Below are 20,063 nucleotides of genomic sequence, written 5' to 3' on the forward strand. Positions count from 1 at the left end.
CAGACTGTTTAGACGCTTCGGCGTATTACCTGGTGACACCGCTTTGCTCATGACTTTGAGCTGACTTGCGATGAACTGACAAGCGTACTTAAAGCCTGATTTCATTGGGCATTCGACCATGCTCTACTGCCGCTTGGCTCGCTTCTCGTCTCACCAAGTTATAACCAAGAAAGTCGGCAAAGCAGTTTTGCATAGACATAAAAAAACGGAAACCTACAAACAGGTTTCCGATTGTCTCTCATCAGGAGGATCGATCAACCGATCCTTATCTGATCTACGTTGCGCGGCTTGGCGGTGCTTAAGCAGAAGGATTAAGCTCAGGATTGCTGTAGAGAAATTCGGCTCAGGGCTGTAGCAGCGCCAGCAAACCTGCTTCATCCAACACCTTAACCCCAAGCTCATTGGCCTTGGTCAATTTGGAGCCAGCGGCCTCGCCGGCCACCACGCAGTCTGTCTTCTTGGAGACACTGCCGGACACTTTTGCGCCGAGCGCCTCAAGCTGCGCCTTGGCGTCAGTGCGGCTCATCTGGCTCAGGGTGCCGGTCAATACCCAAGTCTGGCCCTTGAGCGGTTGTTCATCTTCAGACGGCGCTTCGATGGCCGGCCAGGTCACCCCGGCGGCCAGCAGTTTATCTATCACCTCAAGGTTGTGGGGCTGAGCAAAGAAGTGCGCCACATGCTGAGCCACTATGGCACCGACATCTTCCACTTCGATAAGCTGTTCGACACTCGCTTGCCTCAGGGCATCCAGCTCTTTGAAGTGCCGCGCCAGGTTGGCGGCGGTAGACTCACCTACCTCACGGATCCCCAAGGCGTAGAGAAACTTGGCCAGGGTTGTTTGCTTGGCCGCTTCTATGGCCTGCACCAGATTGGTGGCCGACTTGAGTCCCATCCGCTCCAGCATGGTCAGTGCCGAAGCCGTGAGAGAGAACAGATCCGCCGGGCTCTCCACCAGCTCCTTATCGATCAGCTGCTCGACTATCTTGTCGCCCATGCCATCTATATCCAGCGCCTTGCGAGAAGCAAAGTGCTTGATGGCTTCCTTGCGCTGCGCTTCGCAGAACAGGCCACCGGTGCAGCGGGCCACGGCTTCCCCCTCGAGGCGTTCCACCTGAGAGCCACAAACCGGGCATTGCGCCGGGAAACGGATCTCGTTGGCATCCTCAGGTCTTTTTTCCGGCACCACAGCAACCACTTGCGGGATAACATCACCGGCACGGCGAATGATCACAGTATCGCCAATTTTAACCCCGAGGCGGGCGATTTCGTCGGCGTTGTGCAAAGTGGCGTTGGAAACTGTCACCCCACCGACAAACACAGGCTTGAGCCTGGCGACCGGTGTCACGGCGCCGGTGCGGCCTACCTGAAAGTCGACCCCTTCGAGCAGAGTCATCTCTTCCTGGGCCGGAAACTTATAAGCGATGGCCCAGCGCGGTGCACGGGAGACAAATCCCAGTGTCTGCTGCGCTTCTATGCTGTTGACCTTGAATACCACACCATCGATTTCATAGGCCAAAGCACTGCGGCGCGCCATAATATCCCGGTAGTAGTCATCCACTTCGCTGAGGTCCTTGGCAAGGCGGATCTCACTGCTGACCGGCAATCCCCAGGTTTTAAGCTGCTGCAACTGCCCAAGATGGGTGTCCGCCAGCGGGAAGGATTCCGGCTCAACCACGCCCAATGCATAAGCGTAAAACGCCAGTGCCCGAGAGGCAGTGATCTTGGAGTCCAGCTGCCGCAAACTGCCGGCAGCGGCATTACGCGGATTGACAAACAGCTTGTCTCCCTTGACCCGGTTACGCTCGTTGAGCGCTTCGAAGGCCGCCTTGGGCATGAATACTTCACCGCGCACTTCCAACAGCGGCGGATAATCATCGCCCCTGAGTTTCAGCGGCACCGCCCGAATGGTACGAACGTTTTCGGTAATATCTTCACCGACCGCGCCATCGCCACGGGTGGCAGCACGCTCCAGCACGCCATCGCGATAGAGGATACTGACCGCCAGCCCATCGAGCTTGGGCTCGCAGCAATAGCTGAACTCGCCTACTCTGTCAGTCACCCGTTTATGGAAGGCGGCAAAGTCTTCTTCACTGAAGGCGTTGTCCAGACTGAGCATAGGTTTAAGGTGAGTCACCTGTTCAAACTTGGCCAGCGCCAGCCCACCGACTCTGAGGCTTGGCGAGTCGCTGCGTTGCAGCTCAGGGTGCTCGGCCTCCAGCATTCTGAGCCGCTGCATCAGGCGGTCATATTCGGCATCGGGAATGCTGGGGTTGTCATCCACATAGTAGCGAATGTTGTGCTCGTTAATGGTGCTTATCAGCTGATCAATTTCGTTTTCAATGGCTTGCATAAAAATTCCGCACAAAACAAAGGCCGCAGAGGCGGCCTTGGATAGAGAGACTCACACTGGCTCCCTGATGAATATCAGCCCTGAGCCCGAATACGGCCCAGGTAGGCTTGCTTGGTGTCCTGATGCCATGGCTGACGCTGGCCATCCAGCAGCTCGGCACCTAGGTCATCCGCCAATTGATGGGCGGAGTTGAGCATGATGGAAAAGTTCATCAGCGGATCGCCATGACAAGGCAAGGTCATAAACAGAACTATCCCTTGAGTGCTGAACTGCTCCATGTTGTCCGGGTCAAACACCCCGGGCTTAACCATGTTGGCCAGGGAAAACAGCACCCGACCTGTGCCGGCGTTGTCTTCATGGCGATGGAAAATGTTCATGTCACCAAACTTGAAGTTCAGCGCCAACAGGCAAGGCAGCAGCTCAGCGCCGCTGAGGCTCTCGCCCTCTTTGGCAACCACATGCAGTACCAAAACATCTGTGGGTTCAGGCAACTCATCGTGGCGCGACTCTTCCTTGGCCTGCTCGCGGGTCTGTTGTTCAGTGGCAAGTTGTGGCTCTGGCTGGCAGTTTTCCTGATGTTCGGCTTCGACTGTGGAATGGGCGTTGCCTGTCTGTGCATCGGCCCCCAGCCCCAACTCCATCTGCATTTCGGCCGTATCTTGGTCATCATCGAGATGCAACACAGGCTCCTGCCGTTGTGGTTTGCTGTTTACTCTGGGCTCAGGTTTGGCCCCGGATAGGGAAAACGCCTGTTCACTTTCGCTCTCATCTGCTTGAGGTGACTGAAAACCGGGTTTACGCAACTTACTGCTCTTAAGCTTGGGCGGCTTCTCATCCGGTGAGACTTTACGTACCCTCACCTCTCCAATTCCATCGGCATCGAAACCTTCACTGTCACGCCGAGCCTGGTCCTTATAGAAACCTGTCAGCGGATTTTCTTTAAGCGACTTGGGCTGTTGTTTGCGGATAGACCAGAAACCGTGAACCAGCACGGCAATAATGGCAATCGCGCCCAACACAGACAATACCAGTTGCAAATCTTCCATTGGTTACCTGTTTTCCTATGGTTATCCGGCGTCGGCCATAGCCACCGCTTCTTCAATATCGACTGCGACTATGCGAGAGACACCCGGCTCATGCATAGTGACACCTATCAGTTGATCAGCCATCTCCATGGTGAGTTTATTGTGGCTGATATAGATAAACTGTACGCTGCCCGACATCTCCTGCAAAAGACGGCAGAATCTGTCGACATTGGCGTCATCCAAAGGTGCATCGACCTCATCCAGCATACAAAAAGGCGCCGGGTTGAGTCTGAAAATCGCAAACACCAATGATAAAGCCGTCAGCGCCTTTTCTCCACCCGAAAGTAGATGAATTGTGCTGTTCTTCTTGCCCGGTGGCCGGGCCATGATGGTCACTCCGGTATCGAGTAAATCATCATCTGTCAGCGCCAGATAGGCACTGCCGCCACCAAATACCTTGGGAAACAACTCTCCCAGTCCGGCATTGACCTGCTCAAAAGTCGACTTAAAGCGACTGCGGGTCTCCTTGTCTATCTTACGGATAGCCTCTTCAAGACTGGCCAGCGCCTTGTTGAGATCTTCATCCTGGGCATCGAGATAAGCCTTACGCTCTTTTTGCTGCTCATACTCTTCAATGGCCGCCAGGTTAATGGCGCCGAGGCGACTTATCTTGCGCCTAACCGATTCCAGCTGGTCCTGCCAGGGCGCTATTTTTGCTTCATCCGGCAGGTTCGCCGCCACTTCATGCAGCTTGATCTGCTGCTCACTGAGCTGCGCCAATTGGCTGTCGGCCTGACCTTTCAATCCCTCGCGACGTAACTTTAACGTGCTGATTGTCTGAGTCAAGTGCTCCAGTTGTCCAAGCTGTTGTTTTTGCTTTAAAGCTGTACGATCCAACTGCTGTTGCCGCTCGGCAAGTTTGGCCCGGGTATGCTCAAGCTCCGCCTGCATTCTGTGTTGCTGCGCCAGCAATCCTTCCAGGCGTTGCTCCAGCGGTTGCAGCTCGGCACTATCTGCATCTTGCTGCGGTTTATCCAGCAATTCCCTGCGCTTGTGCTCGGCCTGCTGCAACTGCTCGGTCAACTGTTTACGCCGCTGCGCTGCCAACGCCAAGGCGGTTTTCTGCTCTACGACAGTCCCATTCAAGCTTTTTAACTGGCGCTCGAGTTCGCTCAAGCTGACTTTAAGGCTGTTTTTTTGCTGATTGGCCTCGTTGTGGCGCTCACTCAGCAATCGCTCCTGCCGCTGGCGCTCATAGAGAGTATCATCGGCAGCAAACTGACTCTCAATCAGCGTCTCCAGCTCAAACTGCTCCTGCTCGAGGCGCTCTTTCAGCTCAGCGATTTCCGCTTCTGTCTGCTGCCTTTGTTTGAACTCACGCGCCGCCTGCTCGGTGGCCGCCTCATAAGCCATCACCGCGCGGGTCAACGCCAGTTGCTGTTGCTGCAGCGCCTCGGACTTGAGCTGCTGAGCCCGCCTTAATTCGTTAAATCTATCCTGAGCCGCGGTGGTTTGCTGCTGCGCCTGCCGGTTTTCGCTTGCAAGCTTATCGAGATCGGCCTGAATGTCGCCCTGCTCGGCGGTCAGCTTCACCAGTGACTGGCCATCCTCGGCGAGCGTCAGCTTTACATCATGTGCAAAAAGGTTGCCATCGCGGCAGAGGATCAGCTCACCCTCTGCCAGCCCCTGCTCGAGCATGTTGGATGCCTGCTGCGCCGACTGGGCCCAACGCACTCTGTTAAGCCAGGGACTTAAGTTGACGCCAGCGCTGACCGGCCCCCAACTCTGGCGATAAGTCTGAGCAAAACCTTGGCCATCAAATGGTTTGGAGTCAGGATAGACAGCGGCGCGCATCAAGGGGCCAAGCCAGGCCTCAACCACTTGCTCCCAACCGGCCTCAACCTGAATGTCCTGCCAAAGCTGAGTCAAGGCAGTTTGTGTTGCTTGCGTTGCTTGAGCGGCGCCTTCGAGCCACTGACTTATCAGCTCCAGGCGACCAGTTAGACCCGAGCGGCGCTGCACCAACTGCTGCTCGGCTTGTCTTGCCTGCTCCCACGCCTCCTGGGCCTTGGTCAACTCTGCGCCATGCCGTTCGACATCGGCTTTAGCTGCCGCCAATTGTGACTCACACAAGCTGACCTGCTGCTGAAGCTCAGCCGGGTTTGCCCTGTTATCGGCCTCAGGTTGCGGCAATCTTGCACTGAGCTTCTCAAGCTGCTCCGTGCGCTGGGCATGTTGCTGCTTAAGATGCTGCTCCCGGGTGGCGGCCAGCTCCTGTTGATGCTTGATATCTCTGACCGCAGTCGCCGCCTGTTGCAACTCGCCGGCAAGGCTTTCACTTTGTGAGAGTGCCGCTTCATACTGCTGACTCAGTTCAAACTGCTGCTCTTCCAGCTCTTCCTGGCGCGGCAAATGTTGCTGCAAACTGTCATCCAGGGTTTGCTCCTGTTGTTTGGCCTGAGCCAACTGTTCATTCAATATGGCGATTTGCTGTTGCAGCGCACCCAATTCAGATGCCTGCTGTTTATCCCGCTCTTTGAGATACTTGAGCTGCTGCTCGATACGGGCAATTTCAGTGTTGTTGTGATAAAAATCGGCAACCTGGCGCTGCTCCTTTTCACTGAGTTCATCCTGAGCCAGCTTTTGCTGAGTCAGGCTCAACTCCAACTCTTGCTTCTGCGCCTGCTGCTGGGCCAGCTCAGTCTCCAGCCTTTCTATCTCGCTATTTTGCGCCTCGGCCTGCTCATTGAGCTCCAAGAAACGCATCACCAAGAGTTCGGCATGCAAGCGCCGCTCACTTTGCTTGTATTCCCGATAACGTTTGGCGGCCTGGGCCTGAATCGTCAACTTATCCAGCTGTTTGCCAAGTTCAGAGCGAATATCCCCCAGGCGCTCAAGGTTTTCACGGGTATGGCGAATCCGGTTTTCCGTGTCCTTACGCCGCTCTTTGTAACGGGAGATACCTGCGGCCTCTTCAATAAAGACCCTGAGTTCCTGCGGTTTACATTCTATCAAGCGGGAGATGGTGCCCTGGCCTATGATGGCGTAGCTGCGTGGTCCAAGGCCGGTGCCCATAAAGATATCCGTAATATCCTTGCGGCGGCATTTTTGACCGTTGAGAAAATAAAGGGCTTCGCCATCGCGGGAGACCTGGCGCTTAACGGAAATTTCACCGTAGTTGGCATACTGGCCGCCGATACGCCCAAGGGCGTTGTCGAATACCAGCTCAACGCCGGCGACAGAAACAGGCTTACGGGCACTGGAGCCGTTAAAGATAACATCGGCCATGGAGTCACCGCGCAGGTGTTTGGCCGAGCTTTCACCCAGCACCCAGCGCACGGCATCAATCACATTGGATTTACCACAGCCATTGGGGCCGATTATGGCCGTCAGCGGATTGAGAAAAGGGATTTTGGTAGCATCGACAAATGACTTGAAGCCAGCGAGTTTTATCTGTTTGAGTCTCATATTTGCCGTTGGATGTCAGTGCCGATTGTTTTTGTTTTGCGGGCCAATCCTGAAAGAAATTCAATAGCCTGATTGAAACGCCGCCGTCCTGGCCCAAGAAGCTGTATAAGCGCTGTCACTTTAGCAAAGCGGGCCGCATTTTGTAACGTTTTTTATTCCCTTGGCTGCGTTTTTCCCTTGTTTTCGTGGCCTTGGTTGCTCAAAATCGGCCTAAGTATTCTTTGTATTGAGAGTAAGTGGTACATGTCCGCATCTTCAAGACCCGCCAAGAGCGGCGTCAACTATTTTCTCCAAGGCTTTAGCCTGATCAAACAACCGGGCTTGCGCAGCTTTGTGTTTATTCCGCTGATGATCAACCTGCTGTTGTTTGCCGGGGTCATCTATTTTGCCATAGGCCAACTGGGGAATGTGTTTGCCTGGCTCGAAGGGCAACTGCCGGACTATCTCAGCTGGCTTAATGTGATCCTCTGGCCACTGGCGATTATCACCCTGCTGGTGCTGCTGTCGTTTATCTTCAGCTCTGTGATGAACTGGCTGGCAGCGCCATTTAACGGCCTGCTGGCCGAAAAGGTAGAGCAACTGTTGACCGGCAAGCCGCTCAATACCGGCGGCACCCTGGATTTAATCAAGGATCTGCCGCGGATCCTCGGCCGTGAATGGCAAAAACTGGTGTATTACCTGCCGCGGGCCATACTGATCCTGCTGCTGTTTTTTATCCCGGTGATTGGTCAAACCGTTTTCCCTGTGGTCTGGTTTATCTTCAGTGCCTGGATGATGAGCATCCAATACTGTGACTACCCTTTCGATAACCACAAGGTGGCATTCAAAGAGATGAAGTTTGCCCTGAAAAATACCAAGGGCAGCAGTATGAGCTTCGGCGCCGCCGTCACCCTATTTTCCATGATCCCTATAGTCAACTTTATCGTGATGCCGGTTGCCATTTGCGGTGCTACCTCCATGTGGGTCGATAAGTATCGCGAAGCCTATCGCAATCCGGCCATAGCGCCAGATTAAGCGCCGTAAGGCCGATTGAGATACAAAAATGCCTGCAGTTGCAGGCATTTTTATTGCAGCGGAAAGCCCTGCCTTAACAGGCACGCAGAATTAAACTGCCGATGGAGTAACCTGCGCCGAAGGAGCTCAACAGGCCCAAGTCCCCCGGTTTGAAGTCCTGGTGATATTTATGGAAAGCGATTACCGAACCGGCCGATGCGGTATTGGCGTATTGATCCAGCACCACAGGCGCCTTCAAAGGCTCAGGCGTTTCACCCAGGAGCTTTTTCACCACAAACTGATTCATATTGATATTGGCCTGATGCAGCCAAAGGCGCTTGAACTGCTCCGGCGTGATACCAGCTTCTTCGAGCTGTGCATCCAAATGCTGGTATATCATGGGCAACAGCTCCTTAAAGACCTTGCGCCCCTGTTGATGAAACAGCTTATCGGCTTCGCCGGAAGTAGCCGGATCACAACGGTTAAGGAAACCAAAGTTACTGCGGATATTGTTCGAATAATGGGTAAAGCAGCGGCTCGACAGAATCTCAAAGGCTTGCTGGGCGCGGCAAGTCGCAGCCGGCTCCAATACCAAGGCTGTAGCCACATCGCCAAAAATAAAGTGGCTATCGCGGTCACGATAATTGACCTGAGCCGAACATATCTCAGGATTGATGACCAACACACGTCTGGCGCTACCACTACGAATGGCATTGGCCGCTGTCACCAGCGCAAAAGTCGCCGAAGAACAGGCAACCTGCATATCAAAGCCATAACCCCGGGTACCGAGGGTTTGCTGAATTTCAATCGCCATCGCCGGATAAGCACGCTGAGTGTAGGCACAGGCGACTATCACCAAATCAATGTCATCCGCCTTGAGGCCAGCGTTATCAAGGGCTTGCTTGGCCGCATACAAGCCCATTTCTGCCTGCAGTGACAGGCTGTCGCTGGCACGCTCTGGGATTAAGGGCATCATGACTTCAGGATCCAAAATTCCCTCTTTGACCATCACAAATCTGTGTTTAATGCCTGAAGCCTTCTCAATAAACTCACTCGATGAATAATTCAGCGCCGCCACATGGCCAAGATCTATCTGGGCGCTGTTCTCGGTATTGAACAGGTCAACATACTGATTGAAGCTGTCCACCAGTTCTTGATTGGTTATTCCTTCCGGAGGGGTAAACAGCCCGGTACCGGAAATGACAATCGCATCCTTCATAAACTACCTTCTTATTGTTTTGTGACCGGATCCGCCTGCAGCATCGTCTCAGTCGGACTCACGCGTGGCTTACTCAGGTCAATGACAACTGTTGCTGAGATCTTATCCTGGATGGCTTGCCTGTTGGCATCCCAAAAAATCTGCAAGAAACCCAGCAGTCCAGTGGCAAAGCCTGCGCCGTATCCCCCGTAACGGCCAAAGGCGTCCCATAGGGAAAGCTTACCACCTCCTAGGGCGATCACCCGCACCCGCATGATTTTTTTGCCCAAAGTCTGACCATCGAACCAGGCAGTGAACAAGGTAAAATAGAATGCCGCCCAGCCAAATCCAAGCCCGAGATCATTGAGCATCCCCTTGGCCCAAGCGAGCAAACTGTATTGTGCCTCTTCCTCCTGCTCGTCCTCTTCTGCTTCCAGTCTTGAATCATCCTCGGTAGGTGCCGGCTTGGCTTGTGCATCGGTCTTTGCATTGGCTTGTACGTTGGTTTGTGCATTGAGCGTCGCTACAGACTCGGTTTTCATTGAAGCCAACTGCGGCAGCAAGTCTGCATTTATCGCCGCAATATCGGCTGCAGCAAGCGGCAGGTCATCCAATGCACCTTGCAGCATGGTCTCGACCTGGGTGCGTGACAGCCCTGCCTCAGCCGCGGCATTGACCAGCAAACCCGCTTCATGTTGAGCGCAGGCCTTGTACTCACACAAACTTAAACGCAGTAGCTGCGGCGTCAAGGTCAGCAGTGTCTGCCCCTGAATTTCATTATCGCGACGCTCTTGCAGGCCGTTGACTTTTATCATCTGCGGCACCGCAGACCAAAGCAAAACCACCGCCATAAACAGGTACAAAAGCCCCTTGGCCCAAGTGGAGATCCTGTTGGCGTGATTGTGTATATAGTAAGCCAGCAGGCACACCAAAAGCACAAACAGCGGGCCGGCCTGTTCGGCCAGTACTGCTATCAACAAACCGTCTATCGTGATAGCCAGTGCCCTTTTCCAAGGTTTTGCCAAGGGGGTGTAGAGCAGCTCCGGCGCCACACTGAATGCGGCCGGCGTCACTATGTTGCGGGGATCTTTGCCCGGATACCGCTTAAAGCCGTCCAGTTCCCCGGCTCTATTCATCTTTGCCTCCTCGGCATTACCCGTGTGATCCAAGGCTATTCTCCTATTTAAAATAGAATGTTATTTTTTGGTTAACGTGGATTTGGCATTGAGATTAACATAAAGCGAAACAGGCTTACTCCGAAGTTACGAATAACAGAGATTCATGTAATAACTAAAAAGAATAAAGAAGAACAAAGATTCACTTCTCTTTGATCTCATGAGGATTATGCTTTAGGGATGCAATCAAAGGAGGCCAGCAAGCCATGAGCAAAATTTTCGAAGACAATTCCTACACCATTGGTAACACTCCACTGGTTCGTCTTAACCGCGTCAGCAACGGCAAGGTGCTGGCCAAGGTAGAAGCCCGCAACCCAAGCTTCAGTGTCAAATGCCGTATTGGTGCCAATATGATTTGGGACGCCGAGAAAAAAGGCCTGTTGACCAAAGACACAGAGCTGATTGAACCCACCTCGGGAAATACGGGTATTGCGCTGGCCTATGTTGCCGCGGCCAGAGGTTACAAGTTGACTCTGACCATGCCCAACACCATGAGTCTCGAGCGCCGCAAGCTGCTCAAGGCTCTGGGCGCCAATCTGGTACTGACTGATGGTGCCAAGGGTATGAAAGGAGCCATCGAAAAGGCCGAGGAAATTCGTCAATCGGCGCCGGAAAAATATCTACTGCTGCAGCAGTTTGACAACCCGGCCAACCCTGAGATCCACGAAAAAACCACAGGCCCTGAGATCTGGAACGATACCGATGGTCAAATCGATGTATTTGTTGCCGGTGTTGGTACCGGCGGCACCATCACAGGGGTGAGCCGTTATATCAAGAATACCCAAGGCAAGGCAATCACTGCTGTGGCCGTTGAACCAGCCGACTCACCTGTAATCAGCCAGACTCTGGCGGGCCAACCTGTGCAGCCTGGTCCGCACAAGATCCAGGGTATAGGCGCCGGCTTTATTCCGGGCAACCTGGATCTGGAACTGATTGACAAGGTCGAACTGGTCACCAATGACGAAGCGATAGAGATGGCTCACAGGCTGATGAAAGAAGAAGGCATTTTAGTGGGTATCTCCTCCGGTGCCGCCGTCGTTGCCGCCAACCGCATCGCCGCTCTACCTGAATTTGCAGACAAGAATATTGTAGTGATCCTACCATCGGCCGCTGAGCGTTATCTGTCCTCAGCCCTGTTTGTCGGCCAATTCGGCGATCAGGAAAACGTGCAGTAAATAAGCATAAACCGCAACTTGAAAGCCCTGTCTAATGACGAGGGCTTTTTTATGCCAACGTCTCGTCCTGAAATCAAAAGGGGTAATAACCACATATTTGCCCTCTTGATCAAAGTTTTATGCAACTGGCCTGTACTTGGCTTGTGCTTTGCGCCATAAAGACTCTTTTTGAACCTTTCCCACGGCTAAGACAATGCCCTTTTTTAGTGAACCCGCCAAACTCAGTGCCTTCGAGGCCAAATTTGAAGCACAAAAAATCGCCTTCGCTCCAGTCAGTTTTCAGGTGACCCGCTGCCTGCTGCAGTTCGACATCCTCAAACATATAGATGCCGCCGGCGATGAAGGCATTAGCCTTGAGATACTCAAAGAAAAAACCGGGCTAACTGAATATGCCCTGGGCGTTTTGCTTGATATGGCACTTTCCATGGGGCTGCTTTGGCACAAGGGAGACAATTACATCCTCGACAAGACAGGCTGGTTTCTGCTGCATGATGATATGGCCGCCACCAATCTCAATTTTATCCACGACATTTGCTACCAAGGCCTGTTTCATCTGCAACAGGCGCTGGAGCAAGGCTCTCCCGAGGGACTGAAAGTATTCGGCGATTGGCCCACTATTTATCCAGCCCTGAGCCAGTTACCGACAGAGGCCAAACACAGCTGGTTCGCCTTCGACCACTATTATTCAGATCATGCCTTTGACAGCCTGATGCCGCGCATATTTGCCAAAGGGCCGACTCATTTGGTGGATATCGGCGGCAATACCGGCAAATGGGCCTTGAAATGTGCCGGCTACAACACCCAGTGCCGGGTAACCATAATGGATCTTGCTCCCCAGCTTAAGCTGGCCGCCGAGGCAGCAAAAGCCGCGGGTTTGAACGAGCGGATATCCGGTCTGGCGTGCGATCTGCTGGCCCCTGACGGCCCCTTTGTGACCGACGGCGATCTTTATTGGATGAGCCAATTCCTCGACTGTTTCAGCGAGGCACAAATCCTGGCCATCCTGCAGGCTTGTGCCAAAGCCATGCCGGAGACAGCCGAGCTCTGCATTCTGGAAACCTTTTGGGACAGGCAGCCCAATGCCGCCTCCGCCTACTGTGTCAATGCCACCTCGCTCTACTTCACCGCCATGGCCAATGGCAACAGTCGTATGTATCACTCCAAGGTACTGCTGAAACTACTGCAACAGGCGGGTTTCTATGTCGATGAAGATATCGATGACATAGGGCTTGGGCATACTCTGCTGCGCTGCAAGCTTAAATAAATTTGAATCAATGAATAACTTAATTTCAATTTTATTAATCAAAGACCGATTTTAGACTAGGACCATCAAATTGGAATCTAGAGGTCACAGTATGAAACTCGTTGCCACTACCACTGAAGAACTCAGCACTCGCGAGTCCAAGTTTAGTAAAGCCGCTTTCAAGCGACTGCCAAGCCCTCTGGCCGGATTGGCGCTGGCTATCGCCAGCCTGGGTTGGGCCTGGGAAAGCGTATCAGCAGAATTTCCCGGCCTGGTATTGGGCGCGGCGGTTGCCGGCATATTACTGTCTCTGCTGACAGTCAAATTCATTCTGCATCCTGAATTACTGAATGAAGAACTGCGCCACCCTGTAGTCGGCAGTGTGCTGCCCACCTTTGCCATGGCACTGATGGTGATCTCCAAAGCCGTAGGGATCCATCTTCCTTTGTGTGGCTTCCTGATCTGGTTGACGGCTATCGCCATTCACTGCTGTTTACTGGCGGCCTTTGTACTGCATAGAGCAATGGACTTCAACCTGGAGCATATGGTGCCCAGTTGGTTCGTGCCCCCTATCGGCATGGTGGTGGCAGCCGTGACCTTTCCCGGCGCCGAAGCCGGCGAAGTAGGCGCCCAAATCGCTCACATCATTCTGATGTTCGGCTTGGTGAGTTACTTGGTGATGCTGCCTGTGATGCTCTATCGCTTGATCTTCTGTAATCCGGTCGCGGATGCAGCCAAGCCGACCATAGCGATTCTGGCAGCACCGGCCAGCCTGTCTCTGGCCGGCTATTTGACCCTGACTCCCGAGCCTGAGCTTTGGTTGGTCGCCCTGCTGCTGAGTCTGGCCCTGCTGATGACCCTGGTCATCTATCTGGCCTTCCTGCACTTACTGCGACTGCCATTCAGCCCAGGGTTTGCTGCCTACACCTTCCCCATGGTGATAGGAGCCACTGCTCTACTGAAAACAGCCGCCTGGTGCAACAGCCACCCCATGCTGCAATCGCTGCATCGGCCACTGGCGCTACTTGGAAATATTGAGCTTGTGATAGCCAGTGCTATCGTTGGCTTCGTCGCTATCAGTTACCTCAGACACTACCGCCCCTGGTCATCTGTATGATAAAACCGAGTTACATTAACACCAAAAGCGTGATACATGTCACGCTTTTGGCAAATTAACAGATCTTCAACGGCCAACAAATATTCACTCAAGTATCTAGACAAATAAAAATATCTCTTAAACAAAAAAACAAAAGAACACAAAAATAACAAAGAAAAAACAAAAAACAATCAAAAAACAAACCCACAAAAAACAACAATAAAACACAACACGACATTGCCATCCAATTAAAAAAATAAACACCGTACGTTATATCTTTGTTGCCAACATAATTTTAATTGTTATTAATTCAAACAATTTATATCTGTTTCATCTATGTTGCACTTTTTATTTCTGCAAGGTTATATTCCTGATACATCCGTAAACATTTATTACTTAATTCGGGTGTGACAATAAAAAATCATACATAAGTATCAGGGAGATATAATGCAAGTTAATTCTAAATTAGCCAAAGCGGTGCGCTTTGCGTTAATTGGTGGTGTTGCAACTGCAGCCTATTCCGCACCAGCATTGTCGGCAGAACAAGAACAACAAACGGCAAATTCAGCCGTTGAGCGAATCTCTATCACAGGCTCACGTATCATTCGTGAAGGTGCCGTAGCGCCAACGCCAGTGACTGTAATCTCAGGTGAAGAACTCCTGTCTACCGGTGTGACCAACATAGGTGAAGCCCTCAACCAGTTGCCTGCTCTAGGTAACACTTATTCCCTTGCCAACTCTGGCCGTTACATTGGCACTGCCGGTGCCAACCTGTTGGATCTGCGTACCATGGGTACCGACAGAACCTTGGTGTTGGTAAACGGCAAACGTCATGTTGCCAGCTCAGCGGGAAGCTCTTCGGTTGACGTAAACACGATTCCAAGTGTCTGGGTCGAAAAAGTAGAAGTCATTACCGGCGGAGCATCGGCCATTTATGGTGCAGATGCGGTCACTGGGGTAGTTAACTTTATTCTGAAAAAAGATATTGTCGGCTTGGATATCTCAGCAATTAAAGGTCGGGCTGATGACAGTAACTTTGGTAAAGACAGAATTTCGCTTTCTTACGGCACAGATATTAATGATGGTCGCGGTAATATCGCCTTCGCTGCGGAATACAGCGCTCAGGATAGACTCAGAGCTTTCGATCGTGATCAGACCAGAACCTCATTTACCAGTCTGAAAAATACCGATAGACCCAAGGATGCTAACGGTAATTATATTGACTCCAACAATCCGTCTGATCCGGACAAGTATTTCCTGCCAAACGGCGGGCATTACAGGATCAGCAACGCCGGTACCTTCTTTTTGGATGGCTGGAAAACCTTCAATCCAGACGGGACCATAGGTGATGTCTACATAGGCCCAAAAGTCGACGGTAACTACTGTGTCGACTGCGACTTTACCAACTTGAGACAGTTTGAAGATCTGCAGCCCGAGTTCAAACGCTATAACCTCAACCTGAAAAGTAATTATCAGTTGAATGACGATATGAACCTCTACTTTGAGGCAAAATATGTCAACAGCCAGGCCAGTAATTATAGCCAACCTGCCTTCTTCTTTGGCAATAAGCTTAACTCAGTGAAGATTGACAACCCTTATCTGGATCCTAACCTGGTTGCTCTGATGAAGAACAACAAGGATACCGACGGTAACCCTCAACCACTGGATTCAATCGTCATCAACCGTTTCATGGCTGACCTGGGCCAACGCATAGAAGACGACACCCGTGAAACCCAGCGCTATGTGTTGGGCCTTGAAGGCGTCTTGGCCGACGATTGGGACTATGATCTGTACGCCACCTATGGTCAGACAGATCTGGAGCGGGTGAACAAAAACAACCTGATCTATGCCAACTACCAAAATGCCCTCGATGCCGTCATGCTCGACGGTAACATAGTTTGTCGCAGCGAAACCGCCCGCGCTGAAGGTTGTGTACCGGTCAACATTTTTGGTGCCGGTAATCCAAGCCAGGAAGCCATTGACTATATCAATACCACTTCTGTTGGCAATGCAGTGATTAAGCAAACTGTTTTGGGTGGCACCATCACCAATTCCGGGCTATTTGAATTACCAGCGGGCTATGTAGGCCTGTCTACCGGGGTTGAGTACCGCAAAGAAGAAAGTGAGACTAAAGAGCCTAAAAATGCCGGAGGGACATTCTTCAATGCCTTGGGCGAAGACAAAGGTGATTTCGATGTTAAGGAAGTATTTGCCGAGGTATCAATACCTCTGCTGGCCGACTTACCGCTGATCCGCCAGTTGGATATGGATCTGGCGGTCCGGTTCGCCGATTACAGCACCATAGGCAATGCGACCACCTGGAAAGCCGGTCTAAGCTGGGAAATCAACGATGAGCTGAGAATGCGCAGTACCTATGCAGAAGCCATTAGAGCTCCGAATATCAGCGAACTGTTCGGTGCACCGAGCCAAACATACTTCAGTGTTAAAGACAGTTGCCGTATCGATAACCTCAATACATTGGCTGATTCAGCCACCCGCCGTAAGAACTGTGCTGCAATGGGTGTACCTGCCGATTTCAATGATGAGTACGATGCCAAAAGGATAGAAGGCAAGAGCAGTGGTAACCGGGAACTGAAGCCAGAAGAGTCCACCAGCTACACTGTTGGGCTTATCTACCAGCCTGAGTTTATCGAAGGTCTATCTTTGACACTCGATTACTGGAACATCAAGATCGACGATGCCATCAGCTCCATCGGAGCACAGACCATAGTTGACCGCTGCCTGGATTCGGCCAGTGGTATAAATAATCAGTACTGTGACTTGATCACCCGCGATCCTTCATCGCACCAAATAACCTTGATCCAAAGCCATGCGCTGAACGTGGCATCACTGGAAGCAGCCGGGGTGGATCTGGATCTGGCCTATAAGGCTGATATTCTCGGCGGTGATTTCAGTGCTAACCTGATCGCGACCCACCTGATAAAACGTCGTAACTTCTCCTTCCAAGATGATCCCAGTGATTATGAAGAGTTGGCAGGTACTTTGGGATATGCCGATTGGCAGGCTAACCTGACTCTGAACTACAAGTATGAAAACTGGCTCAGCTACTGGCGTACCCGTTTCGTCAATGATGTCAGCTTGTACACAGATAAGGATCTGGCCCTTAATGCCAACCCAAGTTCCAACATGCAATACGACGATTACTTCATCAGTGATGTTGCTTTGGGTTATCAGTTTGATTCCGGCATAACCCTCAAGTTTGGTATCGATAACTTATTCGATAAGGACTTGCCTTATGGTTCAACCGGAACCAGTGCAGGATCAGCTGCGTACGATAACATCGGCCGCTTCTACTACACTAGTTTGAACTATTCCTTCTAAACGGATTAAACAGAACTTAATCCCGTAAATAAGCGGCGCATTCGCGCCGCTTATTATTTGCTCACCTTAATCTCTCCACCAAAATGTTGCCACAATGTTTAAATTATGTTTTTCATTTAAACAAACTTTGTTTTGATAATATTTAAAAACACTTGGTTACATCTTTATTACAACAAAAAAACAGTCAATAAGCATTTAACCACTTGTATTATTTGTATCTTAATGGTTACATTTTGTCGCCGAATTGTTTTATGTCGGCCCCAATAAATACAAAAAGACAAAATAAATATCATAAAAGGATATAAATGATGAATCTCAGTGTCAGCAAAGCTGTGCGCTTCGCCTTGTTTGGCGGCGCTGCAGCAGCCTCTCTTAGCTTACCCGCTGTTCAAGCCAACGAAAACGAACAACAACTGGAACGCATCGAAGTTACCGGCTCGCGCATTAAGCGTACCGACATGGAATCGGCACTGCCGGTGACGGTAATGAGTTCTGAAGACATAGCCAAAACCGGTCTGACAGATGTTTCTGCGGTACTGGCACAAATGCCATACAATACCGCGGGCAGCTTTATCAGTGACGCAGGTAGCTCTGCCAGTAACCACGCCAGCTCAGGCATGCGTGGCCTGGGTTCAAACCGTACCCTGACCCTGATCAATGGTCGCCGGATTGCACCATCAGCCACCTTCGGTGCCGATGCAACCAACCTAAACCTGATCCCCATGGACGCCATCGAGCGTATTGAAATTCTTCGTGACGGTGCATCAGCCATTTATGGTTCCGATGCCATTGGCGGTGTAATCAACATCATTCTGAAGAAGAATTATGATGGCCTCGGATTTGATCTGAAATTCGCCAACCCAACTCAGGGTGGCCGCGATGAAATGTCGGCATCGATGACCTTTGGTAACACCAGCGACAAGAGCAGCAGTCTGGTTATCATAGAGCACAAGAAGTTTGATCCTCTCAAAGGCGGCCAGCGTGAACATCTCACTGCCAACTGGGATAAAGCTTATGGTCGCAGCTCTCTGTATGCACCGGAAGGCACCTGGCGCCCAGTAGCTGCCCGCCCAGGCAAAAAAGAAGATGGAACCTTTGAGACGCCAAGCTACACTGGTGATTATGTTCCAGGTAAAGACTGCCCGGCCGATCAAATCGTTCAGAGTAAAGATGGTCCACGTTGTGGCTACAGCATGTTTGATGGTACCGATTACCTGCCGGATCAGACCAAAGACTCCTTGTTCAGCAACCTGACTTACAAGATCACTGATAACCTGGAGTGGTTCGGTCAGGCGATTGTGATGCGTGACAAGTCCACCACTTCCTCTACCGCGTTGTGGACCCCCAACCTGTACATAGCAGCCGACAACCCGCTGAACCCAACTTATGGCACGGCTAACGCCAGCGAAGTGCAGGCTTACCACCGTCTGACAGGCGTGGCCGATCGCAGCACGACGTTCAAGTCTGATGTTGTTGACGTGGTGACAGGGCTGAACCTGGAGCTGGATGCCGGTTCACTGAACTGGTACGTACAGTACTCAGATCAGCAGGTGGATATAAGCACAGACTCCTATGTGTTTGAAGACAACCTGCAGCAAGCCGTTGATGCCGGGCTGTACAATCCATTTGTTCTGGGCGGTAATGCCACTCAGGCAACCCTGGACAGCTTCCTGCACACAGCCACCCGTCAGGCCGATTCCAAGACCACAGCAACTGCCATTTCCTGGGCTGCGCTGGCTCCTATTGCACTGCCAGGCGGTGACATAGGTTATGCCGTAGGCGCCGAGTACCAAAAGATGGAATTCAGCGATCGCCGCGATGCGCAGCAAGCTGCCGGCAAAGTACTGGGTACTTACGGTGGCGACTCCGCCGGTGAACGTAACTACAAGGCTGCCTTCGTTGAGTTGGAACTGCCGGTCACCGACGATCTGAATGTTAAACTGGCCAGCCGTTATGACCAATACAGCCTGCCGGATGAAGGCCAGCTGTCCAGCTCTATCAACCTGCGTTATCAGTTATTGGATAACCTGGTCCTGCGCGCCTCTTACGGCCAGGGCTTCCGCGCTCCGTCACTGGATGATCTGCTGGGCGAAGCTGCTACCAGTTATGACCGAGTGATCGACACCAAAGGCTGTCAAATGCTGCCGCCTGACCAACGCGAAGGCGCCGATGTGTGTGAGTCCACTCAGTATCTGCGCAAGAGCTCTGGTAACCCTGAGCTGAAACCTGAAGAGTCTGATCAGTACGCCTTCGGTGCTGTGTGGAACATCACAGATGATATCTCTCTGGTTGTGGACTACTACAACATTGAGATCAGCAACCAGGTCAGCTATGTCGGTGCCCAGACTATCCTGGATCTGGAAGCCACTACAGGTCTCGGTGCCTACGATCCTAAATATGTCTATGTGAAGCGTGATACCGAAGGCAAGATTGAAGAGATTGGCGCCGGTTACATCAACATGGACGGGGTGCAAACCTCGGGTCTGGACGTCTCTTTCAGCTCGCGCTTCGAGCTGGGTAACTACGGCAGTCTGAAGTTTGCCCTGGACGGCACCTATGCACTGGAGTACACAGAGCAAGCCAGTCCGGTCGACCCACGTTACGACGTGCTGGGTACCAAGGGATATCCCGAGCTGCGTTTCAACTCCACCTTCAGCTATGAGTACGATGCCTTCAGCGCCTCGCTGATCGCCAAGTACATCGACTCCTATGCCGGTGAAACGCCGCAGCAGCAAGCTGCCAACATCGACAAGCAGGACTTCGGTTCCTTCACCACTTGGGATCTGGCCATGAACTATGACTTTGACCAGTTCGGTAAAGTCACAGTCGGTGCCCGTAACCTGTTCGATGCCATGCCTACGGTTAACTATGAGCTGTCCTACCCAGGTTATGACGCCGATACCCACAACATTATCGGCCGCGTAGTCTACGCGGGTTATCAGATCCGCTTCTGATAAGCGCTTTAATAGCCAAAAGCGCAGTCAATGACTGCGCTTTT

At 52.0% G+C, this 20,063-nt stretch carries 11 protein-coding genes and 1 pseudogene; 6 read left to right on the forward strand and 6 right to left on the reverse strand.

Annotated features, from left to right (window positions below):
* The 4 genes and pseudogenes from ACMHXE_RS04720 to ACMHXE_RS04735 form a co-directional block, all read right to left on the reverse strand.
* Positions 1 to 172: pseudogene (locus ACMHXE_RS04720) on the reverse strand (IS4 family transposase); the annotation flags it as partial.
* Positions 173 to 343: 171 nt separating this feature from the next.
* A complete protein-coding gene (gene ligA, locus ACMHXE_RS04725) occupies positions 344 to 2,350 on the reverse strand; it encodes an NAD-dependent DNA ligase LigA (RefSeq protein ID WP_101056106.1) in 2,007 nt (668 codons plus the stop codon).
* A 74-nt stretch (positions 2,351 to 2,424) separates the two neighbouring features.
* Entirely contained in the window at positions 2,425 to 3,396 is a 972-nt protein-coding gene (zipA, locus tag ACMHXE_RS04730) for a cell division protein ZipA (protein WP_101056107.1), read from the reverse strand.
* Between the two features lie 21 nt (positions 3,397 to 3,417).
* Positions 3,418 to 6,843 carry a chromosome segregation protein SMC gene (locus ACMHXE_RS04735; RefSeq protein ID WP_413731533.1) on the reverse strand — a complete coding sequence of 1,142 codons (3,426 nt, stop codon included), beginning with the start codon at positions 6,841 to 6,843 and terminating at the stop codon, positions 3,418 to 3,420.
* A 243-nt stretch (positions 6,844 to 7,086) separates the two neighbouring features.
* On the opposite strand from ACMHXE_RS04735, the gene cysZ reads away from it, so the two are divergent.
* Positions 7,087 to 7,857 (forward strand): sulfate transporter CysZ, encoded by a 771-nt coding sequence (gene cysZ, locus ACMHXE_RS04740; RefSeq protein ID WP_071475941.1) that lies wholly within the window; start codon positions 7,087 to 7,089, stop codon positions 7,855 to 7,857.
* A 73-nt stretch (positions 7,858 to 7,930) separates the two neighbouring features.
* Here the strand turns inward: cysZ and ACMHXE_RS04745 are convergent, their stop codons facing one another.
* Positions 7,931 to 9,055 (reverse strand): beta-ketoacyl-ACP synthase III, encoded by a 1,125-nt coding sequence (locus tag ACMHXE_RS04745; protein ID WP_101056113.1) that lies wholly within the window; start codon positions 9,053 to 9,055, stop codon positions 7,931 to 7,933.
* A gap of 11 nt (positions 9,056 to 9,066) precedes the next feature.
* Positions 9,067 to 10,170 carry an RDD family protein gene (locus tag ACMHXE_RS04750; protein WP_101056115.1) on the reverse strand — a complete coding sequence of 368 codons (1,104 nt, stop codon included), beginning with the start codon at positions 10,168 to 10,170 and terminating at the stop codon, positions 9,067 to 9,069.
* A gap of 245 nt (positions 10,171 to 10,415) precedes the next feature.
* Between ACMHXE_RS04750 and cysK the strand changes: the two genes are divergently transcribed.
* The 5 genes from cysK (at position 10,416) to ACMHXE_RS04775 (ending at position 20,019) form a co-directional block, all read left to right on the forward strand.
* Positions 10,416 to 11,384, forward strand: a complete 969-nt coding sequence (gene cysK / locus ACMHXE_RS04755) for a cysteine synthase A (protein WP_101056117.1) — start codon at positions 10,416 to 10,418, stop codon at positions 11,382 to 11,384.
* A gap of 193 nt (positions 11,385 to 11,577) precedes the next feature.
* A complete protein-coding gene (locus tag ACMHXE_RS04760) occupies positions 11,578 to 12,648 on the forward strand; it encodes a methyltransferase (protein ID WP_101056119.1) in 1,071 nt (356 codons plus the stop codon).
* Positions 12,649 to 12,739: 91 nt separating this feature from the next.
* Positions 12,740 to 13,744, forward strand: coding sequence for a TDT family transporter (locus tag ACMHXE_RS04765; protein WP_101056121.1), 1,005 nt, complete (start codon positions 12,740 to 12,742; stop codon positions 13,742 to 13,744).
* A 426-nt stretch (positions 13,745 to 14,170) separates the two neighbouring features.
* On the forward strand, positions 14,171 to 17,065 hold the full coding sequence (locus ACMHXE_RS04770) for a TonB-dependent receptor domain-containing protein (RefSeq protein ID WP_413731536.1): 2,895 nt from the start codon (positions 14,171 to 14,173) through the stop codon (positions 17,063 to 17,065).
* Positions 17,066 to 17,370: 305 nt separating this feature from the next.
* Positions 17,371 to 20,019: a TonB-dependent receptor plug domain-containing protein gene (locus tag ACMHXE_RS04775; RefSeq protein ID WP_234555561.1), complete on the forward strand. Its 2,649-nt coding sequence runs from the start codon at positions 17,371 to 17,373 to the stop codon at positions 20,017 to 20,019.
* Positions 20,020 to 20,063 lie beyond the last annotated feature (44 nt).

Origin of the sequence: Shewanella sp. BJSY2023SW007, assembly GCF_047314525.1 — a bacterium.
Lineage (GTDB): Bacteria > Pseudomonadota > Gammaproteobacteria > Enterobacterales > Shewanellaceae > Shewanella > Shewanella chilikensis.